Source organism: Pseudomonas sp. TMW22090, assembly GCF_022496665.1.
Lineage (GTDB): Bacteria > Pseudomonadota > Gammaproteobacteria > Pseudomonadales > Pseudomonadaceae > Aquipseudomonas > Aquipseudomonas gregormendelii.
Genome location: NZ_SCFH01000013.1, coordinates 1 through 14835, shown reverse-complemented (window position 1 = coordinate 14835; position 14835 = coordinate 1). Strand labels below are relative to the sequence as shown.

Below are 14835 nucleotides of genomic sequence, written 5' to 3'. Positions count from 1 at the left end.
CTCCCACAGGGTAATGTGGACGCTGATGATCCCATGTGTGCGGGCTTGCCCGAGAAGAGGCCGGCACGAGCAACGCCTACTTCGGCCCATGATTACGCAAAAAAACCTCCTCCCCCATCGCCGCGATCTGCCCCTCGATCAACGCCTCGAACGGCTTCAGCAACGGCTCGAAGGAAATCGGCGCTTCCAGCACTTGCAACGCCTGCACGATGGCCTCCACCGTCGATAAAGCCCCCGGCCCCGGCGCCTTGCGCAATCGATACCGCGACACTCCGCCCCGAGCCAGCGTCACCCGTGGCAAAGTCGCCAGCAGCGGATTGAGGTGCAGCAGCTTGCGCGCCTTGCGCCAGGTACCGTCCGGCACCACCAGCAACAGCGGCTGATCATCTGCGCCATAGCCCTGCAGCGTCTGCGCATCCTCGCCCGGAAACAGCAGCCGCGCCTGGTACCCCGGTTGATTCAACAACGCCGGCAGATCCGCGAACACTTCGCCGACGATCAGCTCGGCATTGGTCAAGCCAAGCGCGGCCAAACGTGCGGTATTCAGCGCGTGGTTGACTTCACTCGGATGCTGCAGCACCAGCACCCGGGTGCGGCTGTCTAGGCTCGGGATCAATGGGCACAGGCAATGGGCTTCTGGGCGCTGGCAGCGCGGGCAATGGATTCTGGACATTATTTCAAGCCTGATTGAGTTGCGCTTTGAGCAGGTCGCGGAAGGTCTGAATCAGCGGTTCGCGGCTGCGGCCACGGCGCACGATCATGGAGAATGGCGCCTGATAACCAAAAGTCGCCGGCAGCAGCACCCGCAAATCGCCCTTATCGGCCCAGGCCTGGGCGTAGTGTTCGGGCAAGTAACCGATATAGGCACCAGACAGCACCAGGATCAACTGCGCCTCCATGCTCTCCACCGTGGCAGCGCTGTGTTTGAAGCCGTGGCGCGCCAGTTCCGCCTGGCTCCAGTAGCCCCGACCGACCATGCGCTGCTGGGTAATGACCTGCTCGGGGATACGTCGTTCGGTGAACAGCGGGTGCCGGCTGCTGCAGTACAACCAGTGCTGCTCGCGGTACAGCGGCATGTAGACCAGGCCGCTCATGCGCGTGGAAAATGCACCGATGGCCAGGTCCAGGCGATTGTCCTGCACGCCAAGTTGCAGCTCGTAGGGGCTCATGACCGACAAGTGCAGATGCACGGCCGGGTGCTCCTGGCTGTAGGCACCGATGGCTTCGGCAAACGGCAGGGCCTTGTCGCTGACGGTGGAGTCGATGACCCCCAGGTTCAGCGTGCCGCGCAACTCGCCCTTGAGTGCGGCGGCATATTGCTCGAATCCTTCGAGCTCGGCCAGCAACCGCAAGGTTTCCTGGTGGAACAGCTCACCTTTGCTGGTCAGGCTGAACCCGCCACGCCCGCGATGGCAGAGCACCAGGCCGAGGGCGGCTTCGAGCTGGCTCATGTAGGTGCTGATGGCCGAAGTCGAAAGGTTGAGCTCCTGCTGGGCAGTGGCAAACCCCTGATGGCGAACCACACTAACAAAAATGCGCAGCAGTTTCAGGTCGGGTAAAGCGTTGGCCATGGGGACTCCGGATTTGCGGCAGCTACCTGTAGGAGCTGCCGCAGGCTGCGATCTTTTGACTTTCGGCGGTAAAAGGCCGCAAAGAATCAAGATCAAAAGATCGCAACCTGCGGCAGCTCCTGCCATCAGCCGTTAAGTTTACCGCCGCCATGTTCCATTAGTTTAGAAAAATCTGAACTAAGTATTTGTGCGTAGCGATTCTTCCCCGCCACTACATTTCGCAGAATCGGCGCCTAATACAAAAAAATGATGAGGCCTGAACCCGTGGACAAGATTCTTCACCAACCACTGGGCGGCAACGAAATGCCGCGCTTCGGCGGCATCGCCACCATGATGCGACTTCCCCATGTGCCGACCGCTGCCGGTCTGGACGCTGCCTTCGTTGGCGTGCCCCTGGACATCGGTACCTCCCTTCGCCCAGGCACCCGTTTTGGACCTCGGGAAATCCGCGCCGAATCGGTCATGATTCGCCCGTACAACATGGCGACCGGCGCTGCTCCGTTCGATTCGCTGTCGGTGGCCGACATCGGCGACGTGGCGATCAACACCTTCAACCTGCTGGATGCCGTACGGATCATCGAAGAATCCTACGACAACATCCTCGAACACGACGTGATCCCCCTGACCCTTGGCGGCGACCACACCATCACCCTGCCGATCCTGCGTGCCATCCATAAAAAGCACGGCAAAGTCGGCCTGGTGCACATCGACGCCCATGCCGATGTCAACGATCACATGTTCGGCGAAAAAATCGCCCACGGCACCACGTTCCGTCGCGCAGTCGAAGAAGGCCTGCTGGACCCGGACCGCGTAGTGCAAATCGGCCTGCGCGCCCAGGGCTACACCGCCGACGACTTCAACTGGAGCCGCAACCAGGGCTTTCGCGTCGTGCAGGCCGAAGAGTGCTGGCACAAATCTCTTGCGCCGCTGATGGCTGAAGTGCGCGAGAAAGTGGGTGGCGGCCCGGTGTACCTGAGTTTTGACATCGATGGCATCGATCCGGCCTGGGCGCCAGGCACCGGCACCCCGGAAATTGGCGGACTGACGACCATTCAGGCGATCGAGATCGTGCGTGGCTGCCAAGGCCTCGACCTGGTCGGCTGCGATCTGGTAGAAGTCTCGCCCGCTTATGACACCACCGGTAATACCTCGCTGCTGGCCGCCAACCTGCTGTACGAAATGCTCTGCGTGCTGCCTGGCGTGGTTCATCGCTGAGGACGGGTCATGAACGAACGCGATCAAGTATTGCAAGCCGCCGCCGATCTGGTGTCGGCCTTTGCCGGTAACGATCGCGAAGCCTATTTCGGCGCCTTCAGCGCCGATGCCAGCTTCGTCTTCTACACCCTCGAACAGCCCCTGCTGTCGCGCGATGCCTATCAGGCGTTGTGGGACAGCTGGCGCCGCGAGGATGGCTTCGAGGTGCTTTCGTGCACTTCAAGCAACGCTTTCGTCAGCCTGCAGGGTGACGTGGCGATTTTCATCCATGACGTGGCCACCGAGCTGCGCATGCAAGGGGAGCAACACTTCAGCCAGGAGCGCGAGACGATTGTTTTCAGAAAACACTCGTCTGGCCAAGAACAACAAGGCCATTGGCTGGCCTGCCACGAACATTTATCCGCGATGCCGGAAGGGCTGCCACCCCCTTAGCCAAACAGGTGACGCTCACACACGATGAGCGCGCCTTTATGATCGGAGCAGATCATGAATAACAACAACAACGAAAAAAGTCTTAGCAGCATCGAAACAAACGGGGTCGAACAGATCCCGGATCACGAACGCGATGCCCGTCCCGGCGATTTGTTTCGCCTGATCTTCGGCGGCGCCAACACTTTTGCGACCGCCGTGCTCGGCAGCTTTCCGGTGTTGTTTGGCCTGTCCTTCCAGGCGGGTGTATGGGCGATCGTGCTGGGCGTCGTGCTTGGCGCGCTGATCCTGGCACCCATGGGCCTGTTCGGACCGATCAACGGCACCAACAACGCGGTGTCTTCCGGTGCGCACTTCGGCGTGCACGGGCGGATCGTCGGTTCGTTCCTGTCGTTGCTGACTGCCATCGCCTTCTTCTCCCTGTCGGTGTGGAGCTCGGGCGATGCGCTGATCGGTGGCGCCAAACGCCTGATCGGCCTGCCGGAAACCGACCTGAGCCTGGGCCTGGCCTACGGATTGTTCGCCATCCTGGTGCTGACCGTGTGCATCTACGGTTTCCGCTTCATGCTGTGGGTCAATCGAATCGCGGTATGGGCGGCCAGCGCGCTGTTCCTGCTCGGCATCTTCGCTTTTGCCCCGACCTTCGACAGCCAGTTCGCCGGCACCGTCGCCCTGGGCCAGGCCGGCTTCTGGGCCGCCTTTATCGGCGCAGCACTGGTGGCCATGAGCAACCCGATATCCTTCGGCGCGTTTCTCGGTGACTGGTCGCGGTACATCCCACGCGAAACCCCGAAAGGCCGGATCATGTTTGCAGTGATCGCGGCACAGCTTGCCACCCTGATCCCGTTCCTGTTCGGTCTGGCCACTGCCACCATCGTGGCGATCAAGGCACCGGATTACATCGCGGCCAATAACTATGTGGGCGGTCTGCTGGCGGTCTCGCCTAGCTGGTTTTTCCTGCCGGTGTGCCTGATCGCGGTGATCGGCGGCATGTCCACGGGCACCACTTCCCTTTATGGCACCGGGCTGGACATGTCCAGTGTGTTTCCGCGAGTGCTGTCACGGGTCAAGGCCACGTTGCTGATCGGGGTGATGTCGATTGCCTTCATCTTCATCGGTCGCTTCGCCGCCAACCTGGTGCAAAGCGTATCGACCTTCGCCGTACTGATCATCACCTGCACCACGCCATGGATGGTGATCATGATTATCGGCCTGGTGGTGCGCCGTGGTTTCTACTGCCCGGATGACCTGCAGGTCTTCACCCGAGGTGAAAAAGGTGGTCGCTACTGGTTCACCCATGGCTGGAACTGGCGTGGCCTGGGGGCGTGGATCCCGAGTGCGCTGGTGGGTCTGTGCTTCGTCAACCTGCCCGGCCAATTCGTTGGACCGCTGGGCAACCTGGCCGACGGCATCGACATCAGCCTGCCGGTCACCCTGGGGCTGGCGTCGGTGGTGTACCTGGTCCTGCTGAGCCTGTTCCCGGAGCCCAAGTCGGTGTTTGGCCCGGATGACTTACGCAGCGAAGGCATAGCGCCGCTTGATGCAAGCCCTGTGGGAGCAAGGCTTGCCCGCGATTGAGGCGCCGCGATTTATAGCTGGACCGCGTCATCGTTCATCGCGGGCGAGCCTTGCTCCCACAGGGAATGAGTTGCCCGCGGGGACCGAGCAGCACTACAGAACCATTTTTGTTTCACCATAAAAAAGACAATCGGAGACACGCCATCATGGCTTTGGATTTATTCGTCGTTCTCATATACGCCGCCGCAATGCTGGTCCTTGGCTACTTCGGCATGCGCAAGGCCAAGACCAACGAAGACTACCTGGTAGCCGGTCGCAATCTCGGCCCGACCCTGTACATGGGCACCATGGCCGCGACCGTCCTGGGTGGTGCGTCCACCGTCGGCACCGTGCGCCTGGGCTATGTCCACGGTATTTCCGGGTTCTGGCTTTGCGCGGCACTGGGCTGCGGGATCGTGGCGCTGAACCTGTTCCTCGCCAAGCCGCTGCTCAAGCTGAAGATCTACACCGTTACCCAGGTGCTGGAAAAACGCTACAACCCGATGGCCCGCTCCGCGAGTGCGGCGATCATGCTGGCGTACGCGCTGATGATCGGCGTGACCTCGATCCTGGCAATCGGCACGGTCCTGCAAGTGCTGTTCGACCTGCCCTTCTGGATCTCGGTGCTGCTGGGCGGCGGTGTGGTGGTGGTCTATTCGGCGATCGGCGGCATGTGGTCCCTGACCCTGACTGACATCGTCCAGTTCGTGATCAAGACCGTCGGCCTGATGTTCATCCTGCTACCCATCTGCCTGTACCGCGTTGGCGGCTGGGATGAACTGGTGCTGAAACTGCCGGCGACCGCCTTCAGCTTCACCACCATCGGCTGGGACACCATCATCACCTACTTCATGATCTACTTCTTCGGGATCCTGATCGGCCAGGACATCTGGCAGCGCGTGTTCACCGTCAAGACCGCGAAGATTGCCCAGTACGCCGGTACTTTCGCAGGCTTTTACTGCATCCTCTACGGACTGGCCTGCGCCCTGATCGGCATGGCCGCCCACGTGTTGATCCCGGACCTGGACAACGTCAACAACGCCTTCGCCGCCATCGTCAAACTGTCGTTGCCGGACGGCATCCGTGGCCTGGTCATCGCTGCCGCACTGGCCGCCATGATGTCCACCGCCAGCGCCGGCCTCCTCGCGGCGTCCACCACACTGACCGAAGACCTGCTGCCGAAGCTGCGTGGCGGCAAACAGTCGAGCCTGGGCATCAACCGGCTGTTTACCCTGCTGACCGGCATCGCCGTGCTGGGTATCGCCCTGGTGGTGAACGACGTGATCAGCGCACTGACCCTGGCCTACAACCTGCTGGTGGGTGGCATGCTGATCCCGCTGATGGGGGCCATTTTCTGGAAACGCGCAACCACCGCCGGCGCCATTGCCAGCATGGGCCTGGGCTTTGCCACTGCGCTGCTGTTCATGTTCAAGGATGGCCTGGATGCCAACACGCCGATCTACTACAGCCTGGCTGTCGGCCTGGTGAGCTTTGTGGTGGTGAGCCTGGTGTCTCGTCGCCCTTCGGCGGTGGCGAGCGCGATCTGATAGCGCACAAATGACTTAATGTTTTCTTCGACGGGTGTGGCGTCGGTTGCCACACCCGTTTTTTTTCGCCCGCCGAAAAGATCATGGCAAGAACAGCCACAGCGCGGCTTCGGTAGCGGCCTGCTGTACTGAGAGAGTAGAACTGGGATGAACCGCGTTTACTGGCGGGAAACTGGATGCTCAGAAACGCAAAAACGGCCAATGATCTGAGCCGTTTTGATTGGGATGGGGAGACATCACGTTACTTGGCAGAGGGTTGCCGGAGCCAGGATTGCGAGTGCTCTGCTGCCAGTGGGAAACCTGAGGGAATCCGCGGGAGCAAAGCTTGCTCGCGATGGATCGAGCGGCGCATGCAGCCTGCCAGCCTGCCCGTGTGATCATTCGCGACCATCGCGAGCAAGCGAGCGCCTGCAACCACGATTAACGGTGGCGCGGCTGGCGTCGGCGCTGTTCGTCATCTGTACGAATAGGCACAGGTTGCAGAGGCGGTTCGATCAAACCGAGTGCGACACCCAGGTCGTGCAGCCAGTTTTGGATTTTCTCTTTCATGGTGCCCCCTTCAGGGTAGTGCCGAGCGACCGGAATTCTGAAGTCGCTTCGCACTGATAATAGTCCGAAGTACTACGCAATGCTCGGCAAAAGAAACAATGATCTGTTACTGAATTGATCTAAATCCCGCACGCATAGTTCAAGCAATTGCCTGCACCGCCGTCGAAAGCCCCGGGTAGACCGCCTGCTGCTGTTCTATCCATGCATTCAGATTGGCCCCGACCATGCCCTTGCGCCACATCAGCCAGGTGGTTGCACTGGCAAACGGTTCGGCCAGCGGGTGCACGGCCACACTTTCGCGCCCTGGCAAGCTGGCGAGCATGGATTCCGACATCAGCGCCACACCCGAGCCTGCGATCACACAGGCGAGCATGCCCGGGTAACTCTCAATCTCCATGGCCCGCCCCATGGCTGCATGATCATGGGCGAACCAGGCCTCCAGGCGCGTGCGGTAGGAACACCCCTGGCGGAACGTGAACACCGAACGCCCCTGCACATCCAGCGCGCTGCGCACCGGCGGATGGTCAGCCTCGCTGATCAGCACCAGTCGTTCGTCGCACAGCGGCAAGCCGTCGAGGCCGGCCAGTTCGAGCGGTCCGTCGACCAAAGCCGCATCCAGCCGACCGGTCAACAGTCCTTCCAGCAGCTCGCCGCTGGGGCCGGACTGCACCTGCAGGTTCACCGCCGGGTAACTGCGGTGATAACGCGCCAGCAGCGCGGGAAGGTGAATGGCCGCCGTGCTGTACATGGTACCGAGCACAAAGTCGCCCGCCGGCTGCCCACCTTGCACGGCCGCCTGCGCCTCGTCGTGCAGGCTGAACAGCTTGCCGGTGTAGTCCAGCAGCACTTTTCCTGCAGGCGACAGCTGCAAACGCTGACGTTCGCGCAGGAAAAGCTCTACACCGAGTTGCTCTTCCAGTTGCTTGAGCCGGGTCGACAGGTTTGACGGCACCCGATGCAAACGCTCCGCAGCGCGGGTAATGGAACCCTCCTCGGCGACTGCCTGGAAGATGCGCAGTTGACTGAATTCCACGCCATTCTCCAAAAATGAACAAGTTACTCACTATTATTCATTTTTAAAGAAAGTCAATCAGTCCTAGCCTGACGGTCATTGATCTTCAGCAGGAGTCCACCATGACCCCCTTGATTCGTTTGTCTGCCAGCTTTATCGCCTTGATGATGGCCATGGGCATCGGCCGCTTCGCCCTGACACCTCAACTCCCGCACCTGCTCAGCGAAGGCCAGATCGACCTGACGGCAGCGGGTTTGATCGCTGCAGCAAATTATCTGGGTTATTTCGTCGGCGCCGTGGACGCGATGTTTTCCCGCAGGCCTGCGCAGGTCCGCAGCCGGCTGCAAGGTGGGCTGTGGCTCTGTGTCCTGCTGACCCTGGCGTCGTTCTGGGCCCACGGTTTCTGGTCGCATCTGCTGCTGCGCTTTGGTACCGGTGTGGCCAGCGCCTGGGTGCTGGTGATGATCACCGCCTTGAGTCAGCCCCTGGCCGTCGCGGCCGGTCGTCCACGTCTGGGTGCCCTGGTATTTGCCGGACCGGGCCTGGGCATTTTCCTGACCGGGATGCTGGCGCTGGGCTCGAACCTGCTGGGGCAGACCTCGGCCACATTGTGGCTGGTATATGCCGCAGTAGGGCTGGTGATGTTGCTGGGGATCCTGCCATTCCTGCCTAGGCCAGCCGCACCAGCGGCTAGCGCACCCGTCGACGCAGGCACCGCACACCGCGGCATCGGCCGTCTGGGCCTGGTCTATGGATTGTACGGTTTGGGCTACATCATTCCCGCCACCTTCCTCTCACAGATGGCCAGCGCGCAATTTCAGGGTCAATGGCAGGCCGATTTGTTCTGGCCATGCTTCGGCCTGGCCGCTGCATCCGGTGTGGTGCTGGTGAGTTTGCGCCGACACAATCCGAACGCCACCCGGTACTGGCTGATGGCGACCTTGTGGCTGCAGGCCGCGGGCGTCTTTGCCTGCCTGCTGGGCAGCGGCACGGGCCTGGCGTTGGGTGTGCTGCTGTGCGGCGGACCGTTCCTGGCCTGCATGCAACTGGTTATGCAACGCTCGCGGGAACTGGCACCCCACGCCACTCAGCGCAACGCGGGGTTGCTGACCGCTTGCTTCGCTATAGGTCAGCTCGCAGGTCCGCTGCTGGCTGCGGCAAGCAGCCACTACAGCGGCGGTTTGCAGCCTGGGTTGATCGTTGCCGGCAGCGGCTTGCTGATCGCGGGAGCGCTGTCGGGCAGCGCCGACAATGCTGCACGGAGGATCAGCGCGGGCGACCGCACGACCATCGTTCAACGTTGAAGGGTCACAGCGCCTTGCGGGCAGCCCAGTAACCAACGGTGCAGGCGACGCAAGTGGCAAAGGCGCCCCAGGCCATGTCCATGAATACCAACTGGGCCGACCAGCCTTTCAGCGTCGCCCAGTTGCTCAGGTCATATGTGCCATACGCCACCAGGCCCAACAAGGCGCCCATGCACGCTGCGCGCTGCCAACTGGTGGCTGGCAACACCACGAACATCACGCAACCGAAGACATACAAAAGATAGAAAACCGCTGCCGGACCCAGCAGCGGTTTGTCGAGCATCAGCGAGCCAAGCAGTGCCTTGTACTTCGACGCCATCAACACGCCGAGCCAAAGGCCATCCAGGACCAGAAACGCCAGCAAGGTGCCCGCGTACGCAAATAACTCTTTTTTCATGGTCGTCCATCCCCCTGTTGATAAGCATGGGGCTGGTCGGCCATCAGCTTAGTTCAATACGATCTGCGTGAATGACGATCTGGCCGTTCTTGTACAACGCGCCGATCGCCTTCTTGAAGTTGCCTTTGCTGACGCCGAACATGCTGCTGATCAGGGTCGGATCGCTCTTGTCGCTGATCGGCAAGGTACCGTTGTTGTCGCGCAACTTGGCAAGGATCTTCGAGTTCAGGCTGGTGGCCGCTTCTTCGCCAACCGGCTGCAGGCTCAGGCTGATCTTGCCGTCGGGACGAACCTCCTTGATGAAGCCCTTCTCTTCCTTGCCGGCGCGCATGAACTTAAAGATTTCGTTCTTGTGAATCAAGCCCCAATGCTTGTTGTTGATGATTGCCTTGAAACCCATATCGGTCGCTTCGGCTACCAGCAAGTCCACTTCCTGGCCGGCGGTGTAGCTGGCCGGGGTCTTGTCCAGGTAGCGATCCAGCCGTGCAGTAGCGGTGATACGACGCGTGTGCTTGTCGAGGTACACGTGCACCACGACATATTCGCCGGCGGTCATCTGGCGTTTTTCTTCGGAGTACGGCAGCAGCAGGTCTTTGGGCAGGCCCCAATCGAGAAATACGCCGATGCTGTTGACTTCAACAACTTTCAAACTGGCGAACTCACCGACTTGAACTTTCGGCGTTTCGGTAGTTGCGATGAGTTTGTCATCGCTGTCCAGATAAATGAAAACGTTGAGCCAATCTTCATCTTCGCTGGGAATATCTTTGGGAATATAACGATTAGGCAGCAGGATTTCGCCATCCGCGCCACCGTCCAGATATAAACCGAAGTTAGTGTGTTTAACCACTTGCAAACTGTTGTAACGCCCGATTAAAGCCATGTCCAATACCCTCATTGCGTGGGCGGCATTCTACCCGGTTTTGCGGTCAGCGTTCTGCGCCCGGCCCGGTGGCGCCGCGAAATTAGCTCAAAAGCTTGATTTTCATGGGTTTGGCTCACCGGCAACCAGCCGCTCGTCCGACGAACCGACCCAGCTTCAGCGCCCATCGCCTGCACAAAAAACGTTTTCTCATCCACACGTCTTTAGATAAAACAGCAGCTTAGGGCGACCGGAAGATTATTAATCCGGTTTAAATCCCACTGCCGCCAGGATTAAATCGGGGAGATATTTCCCGAGCAATTGTCAAGTATTTCCTGTATTATTCATGGCCAAGTTAATTTTCTATAGGTTAATGGCCGCCATGCGTCAAAAAGCATCCAACAGCAAAGCAAAGCCAGCTCCAGCCGTTGAAACCAGCGAATCGATCAACAACCAGATCGCTGCATTCCTCAAGTCCGGCGGCGAGATCCAGCAAATTGCCAAAGGCGTCAGCGGTCAGACGTTCGGCCCGTCCAAGCAGATCACGCTGGGCAAAAAGTAATAGCGGCATCAACTGGTCCTTAGGCGCTTTGAGCTTCGAAGCGCTTGGACTGAACCCTCTCGAAATACCCGCACAAACTCCCAATTCTCAAAAATCGACGAACGGCCTTCAGCGCCGGGCATTCGCCGGTATCCTTGCACACGTCTAGATCAAGCGTTTCAGCAGCTTTCAGGTTTCTGCTTCGCGCTGTTCATGGAGTGACGCATGTTCAAGCCCCCACTCATATTGCTCGGCACCCTGCTGTCGTGTTCGCTAGCCCATGCGCAGATTTTCCAGCGCGAGTTGGGCGACTTCGACCTGAAACTTGGCACCTCGCCCTCCCGCAGCATGGCCCAGGGCCTGGTCAAACCGGCCGCCGTCGGCTCATTCCATGGCGGCCTTGACCTGAGCCACGACAGCGGGTTCTACGTCGGCCAATGGTCACCCAGCATGGGCCTGAGTCCAGGTAACAACCTGGAAGTCGATTCCTACATGGGCTTCAAGCAGCCCTTCGACCAGACGCTCGGTTACGAGGTCGGGATGATTCACTACAGCTACCCGAAAGTGGACACCCTCGATAGCCAGGAGCTGTTTGGCGGCCTGACATTTCTGGGCAGCCGCTTCGGCGCCGCGTTCAGTAACGACCCCGACAAGCAAAACAGCACCGTGTTTGCCGATCTTGGCGGCAACAAGCCGTTTGGAATTGGGGTCAGCATGAAGTACACCAGCCACCAGCTGAATGCGCCGGTCTCGGTCGATGGCGGCTATATCGGCAGCTTCACCGACTGGTCAGTGCAGCTTTCTCGCCCCTTCATGGGCATCGACCTGAACCTGATCTACAGCGATTCCAACCTCAGCGGCAATGATTGCTCCGCCTATTCCGGACACAACAGCCAGTGCGACGGGCTGGTAACCCTCAAGGCCGAGCGCAGCTTCTACTGAGCGGCCGGGTGCTGTGCGCCGATGATATGAACTGCAAGGCTGATCCTGCGATCACATAAGAATCTCCTCAAATAGCCAGGCTTTTGCAAGGACTCGCCCATGTCGCGCTGGTTTAAATGTCTCGCCGTCATCCTCACCCTTAGCCTGGCCCTCGGCGCGTGCAGCCGCGTCGGCCTGGCCTATCGCAACCTCGACGTGATCATTCCCTGGACGCTCAGCGACTACCTGGACATGAATGGCGAGCAGAAAGGCTGGTTCAACGAACGCCTCAAGGAACACCTGAGCTGGCACTGCACGACACAACTGCCAGGGTATCTGGACTGGCTGGATCGCCTGCAGACCATGGTCGAAAACAATCAGGTAACCGACGAAGCGCTGCAAGCCCGGACCCGGGAAGCCAAGGAAGCCATCGCGCAGACTGCCCGGGAAATCACCCCCTCAGCCATCGTGCTGTTGCAGGGGTTGGACGACAAGCAAGTGGCGGAGATGAATGAAGCCTTTGCCAAAGATCAGCGCAAGCGTCAGGACGAATACCTCAAGCCATCCCTGGACCAACAGATCAAGGACCGCACACGGCGCATGGAGAAACGCCTGGATGATTGGCTCGGGCCGTTGAGTTCGACCCAGAAGCAACGTGTAGTGGCCTGGTCCACGGCTCTGGGTGACCAGAACACCCAATGGATCGCCAACCGGGCCCACTGGCAGAAGCAATTCAGCGCGGCCGTGGCGCAGCGCCAGAGTCCGGAATTTGCGCAACGCATCGAGACGTTGCTGGTGAACAGGGAGAGTTTGTGGACGCCGGCTTATCGTCAGGCCTTCGCTGCAACCGAAGCACAGGCTCGATCGCTGTTTGTGGATTTGATGGCCGAAAGCACGCCGGCTCAGCGCGAGCGGTTGCTGAAGAAGATCGAGGGAGTGAGGAAAGACTTCAACGATTTGAAATGCCTGAAAGCGGCGCAGCAAAATTGAACAAATATCCGTTCAGATACCACAATTGCATGTGGGAGCGAGCCTGCTCGCGATAGCGTCATCCGATCCAACATCAATGTTGAATGCTGTACCGCATCGCGAGCAGGCCCGCTCCCACAGATTTGAGCCGCACGGGCATCGCGGGCCTTCAGGCAATCTGAGCTTTCGACGCGACCGTATCGAACGTGACTTCATCCAGCGCATCTTCCTGCTCGTCCAGCACCTGACGCGGGTGGTCATTGCCCGGAATGCTGCTGTCGATCAGGCTCAACAAACTCGAGCCTCGCGCCGTCAAGATGTAGTTGGACCCCGAGCCACCCTGCTCTTCTGGCCGAGGTTCGATGTAACCGCGCTCCAGCAATAGCTTTTCGTACTCTCCTGCCACGGCTTTAAGGTGATCAAGGTTTTCGGGTTCCCCGCCCTCTGCCGCCTTCGCCGCCGCATACTTTTCTGCATAAGCACGTGGCGCGAAGCTTGTGTCATCGCTCTGCACTTCATGCAGCAAACATTCAATCAAATCCCAGTTATAAGTCGTCATCCTGATTCAACCTCCAAGCCAGAGAGTGAGATGGCCTTCATAGAGTGTGACCTGCACCGGTCCCAGCCGTTCAGCCTGGATTTTCAGCGGCACTGACCGGCGGTATGTCGAATTGGGCGAAGGCCGTACGACTAATGGGTGTGAGCTACCTCGACGCTGCCCGTAGGAGAAACCACCATGAACGTTCAGAACCATCCGGTCGTGAGCCGCGAAGAATGGCTCGCCGCGCGCCGGCAACACCTGACCCAAGAAAAAGCCTTTACCCGCGAGCGCGACAAACTCAGCGCCGAACGCCGCGCCTTGCCATGGGTGAAGATCGATAAGGACTACCACTTCCAGGGCCCAGGCGGCGAACTGAAACTGGCCGACCTGTTTGGCGGCCGCAGCCAGCTGATCATCTACCACTTCATGTTTGCCGACGGTTGGACCGAAGGTTGCCCTGGGTGCTCCTTCCTGAGCGATCACATCGACGGTGCCAACCTGCACCTGGCCCATCATGACGTCTCTGTGGTTGCGGTCTCCCACGCGCCTCATGCCCGATTCCAGGACTTCCGGCAACGCATGGGCTGGAAGTTTGACTGGGTGTCATCTGAAGGTTGCGACTTTAACTACGACTTTGGCGTCTGCGCGCGGGCTGAGGATATTGCCGCCGGAAAAGCCACCTACAACTACGAAAAATCTGACGGTACAGAAGAAGAACTGCCTGGCCTCAGCGTTTTTTATCGCAACGAAGCCGGGGATATTTTTCACACCTACTCCACCTATGCCCGGGGCCTCGACCTGTTGGTTGGGGCATACAACTACCTGGACCTCACGCCCAAGGGCCGTAATGAGGAAGAAATCATGGAGTGGGTGCGGCACCACGACCGCTATGAGGAGCAAGCACCGGCAAGCTGCTGCCATCGTTGAACGTAGGGGGCGCTGTGTTTCTGAACTTTTTGCGTACCAAAACGCTCAACCCGTTATACCGCCCTCACCGGAAACGAGGCTGCCCCATGAAGACATTGCTGAAAATCACCCTTGCCGCCACGCTTGCCTGCGCCCTCCCCGCCTGGGCCTGCACGCCTGAAGAAGCCACCGCCAAACGCGAGCAGCTGGCCAAGGAAGTGACCCGGCTGACCGAGCAGAACCCGGCCAAGGCCAAGGAAATCAACGCCGAGTTGCAGAAGATGGACCTGGGCACTGCCAGTGCCGATTTGCCGGACAAATGCCAGTTGATTGACCAGCGGCTCAAAGAGCTGAATTCAGCAGAGAAAAAAGCTGAAAGCTAAAAGCCATAAAAATGTATGGTCAGCCCATCTCCTGCAACCTCATGGGCTGTTTTCGGTAAAGCTGGCTTGCGCTAATGTATCCGGGCTCGTTGTGAGCGTTGCTGTAACAACGCTCGGCCCTCGATGAGTAGCCG

The 14835-nt window shown here is 59.6% G+C and carries 17 protein-coding genes; 10 read left to right on the top strand and 7 right to left on the bottom strand.

The genetic code is table 11. The annotated features are described in order from the left end of the window. Window positions 1-76 precede the first annotated feature (76 nt). Window positions 77-673 (bottom strand): DTW domain-containing protein, encoded by a 597-nt coding sequence (locus EQV97_RS27195; RefSeq protein ID WP_240890432.1) that lies wholly within the window; start codon window positions 671-673, stop codon window positions 77-79. Window positions 674-677: 4 nt separating this feature from the next. Next, window positions 678-1571: a LysR family transcriptional regulator gene (locus tag EQV97_RS27190; protein WP_045058685.1), complete on the bottom strand. Its 894-nt coding sequence runs from the start codon at window positions 1569-1571 to the stop codon at window positions 678-680. Between the two features lie 264 nt (window positions 1572-1835). On the opposite strand from EQV97_RS27190, the gene speB reads away from it, so the two are divergent. The 4 genes from speB to EQV97_RS27170 all read left to right on the top strand — a co-directional run bounded on the left by speB (window position 1836) and on the right by EQV97_RS27170 (window position 6319). Beyond that, the gene (gene speB / locus EQV97_RS27185; RefSeq protein WP_045058686.1) at window positions 1836-2786 is read left to right on the top strand and encodes an agmatinase; all 951 of its coding nucleotides are present in this window, start codon (window positions 1836-1838) and stop codon (window positions 2784-2786) included. Between the two features lie 9 nt (window positions 2787-2795). After that, window positions 2796-3218 (top strand): nuclear transport factor 2 family protein, encoded by a 423-nt coding sequence (locus EQV97_RS27180; RefSeq protein WP_122837894.1) that lies wholly within the window; start codon window positions 2796-2798, stop codon window positions 3216-3218. A 54-nt stretch (window positions 3219-3272) separates the two neighbouring features. Then, on the top strand, window positions 3273-4793 hold the full coding sequence (locus EQV97_RS27175; RefSeq protein WP_240890431.1) for a cytosine permease: 1521 nt from the start codon (window positions 3273-3275) through the stop codon (window positions 4791-4793). A 146-nt stretch (window positions 4794-4939) separates the two neighbouring features. Next, window positions 4940-6319, top strand: a complete 1380-nt coding sequence (locus EQV97_RS27170; protein ID WP_122837892.1) for a sodium:solute symporter — start codon at window positions 4940-4942, stop codon at window positions 6317-6319. 420 nt (window positions 6320-6739) lie between these two features. Here EQV97_RS27170 and EQV97_RS28940 read toward each other — a convergent pair whose 3' ends face one another. Together EQV97_RS28940 and EQV97_RS27165 are read right to left on the bottom strand one after the other, a co-directional pair. Further along, window positions 6740-6868, bottom strand: a complete 129-nt coding sequence (locus EQV97_RS28940; RefSeq protein WP_263868316.1) for a PA1414 family protein — start codon at window positions 6866-6868, stop codon at window positions 6740-6742. A gap of 139 nt (window positions 6869-7007) precedes the next feature. Then, entirely contained in the window at window positions 7008-7901 is an 894-nt protein-coding gene (locus tag EQV97_RS27165) for a LysR substrate-binding domain-containing protein (protein ID WP_240890430.1), read from the bottom strand. 101 nt (window positions 7902-8002) lie between these two features. On the opposite strand from EQV97_RS27165, the gene EQV97_RS27160 reads away from it, so the two are divergent. Then, window positions 8003-9184, top strand: coding sequence for an MFS transporter (locus EQV97_RS27160; protein WP_240890429.1), 1182 nt, complete (start codon window positions 8003-8005; stop codon window positions 9182-9184). A 4-nt stretch (window positions 9185-9188) separates the two neighbouring features. Here EQV97_RS27160 and EQV97_RS27155 read toward each other — a convergent pair whose 3' ends face one another. Beyond that, window positions 9189-9581 carry a DUF2177 family protein gene (locus EQV97_RS27155; protein WP_122837889.1) on the bottom strand — a complete coding sequence of 131 codons (393 nt, stop codon included), beginning with the start codon at window positions 9579-9581 and terminating at the stop codon, window positions 9189-9191. Between the two features lie 43 nt (window positions 9582-9624). Beyond that, a complete protein-coding gene (locus EQV97_RS27150; protein WP_045058693.1) occupies window positions 9625-10461 on the bottom strand; it encodes a S1-like domain-containing RNA-binding protein in 837 nt (278 codons plus the stop codon). Window positions 10462-10813: 352 nt separating this feature from the next. On the opposite strand from EQV97_RS27150, the gene EQV97_RS27145 reads away from it, so the two are divergent. The 3 genes from EQV97_RS27145 to EQV97_RS27135 all read left to right on the top strand — a co-directional run bounded on the left by EQV97_RS27145 (window position 10814) and on the right by EQV97_RS27135 (window position 12892). Beyond that, a complete protein-coding gene (locus EQV97_RS27145; protein ID WP_177328536.1) occupies window positions 10814-11002 on the top strand; it encodes a hypothetical protein in 189 nt (62 codons plus the stop codon). Between the two features lie 204 nt (window positions 11003-11206). Further along, window positions 11207-11923, top strand: a complete 717-nt coding sequence (locus tag EQV97_RS27140; protein WP_122837888.1) for a TorF family putative porin — start codon at window positions 11207-11209, stop codon at window positions 11921-11923. Between the two features lie 99 nt (window positions 11924-12022). Then, window positions 12023-12892, top strand: coding sequence for a DUF6279 family lipoprotein (locus EQV97_RS27135; RefSeq protein ID WP_122837887.1), 870 nt, complete (start codon window positions 12023-12025; stop codon window positions 12890-12892). Between the two features lie 148 nt (window positions 12893-13040). Here EQV97_RS27135 and EQV97_RS27130 read toward each other — a convergent pair whose 3' ends face one another. After that, window positions 13041-13430, bottom strand: a complete 390-nt coding sequence (locus EQV97_RS27130; protein ID WP_122837886.1) for a transcriptional regulator — start codon at window positions 13428-13430, stop codon at window positions 13041-13043. A 177-nt stretch (window positions 13431-13607) separates the two neighbouring features. Between EQV97_RS27130 and EQV97_RS27125 the strand changes: the two genes are divergently transcribed. Next, window positions 13608-14339, top strand: a complete 732-nt coding sequence (locus tag EQV97_RS27125) for a thioredoxin family protein (RefSeq protein WP_240890428.1) — start codon at window positions 13608-13610, stop codon at window positions 14337-14339. An 86-nt stretch (window positions 14340-14425) separates the two neighbouring features. Continuing rightward, window positions 14426-14701 (top strand): hypothetical protein, encoded by a 276-nt coding sequence (locus tag EQV97_RS27120; protein WP_122837884.1) that lies wholly within the window; start codon window positions 14426-14428, stop codon window positions 14699-14701. Window positions 14702-14835: the final 134 nt, after the last annotated feature.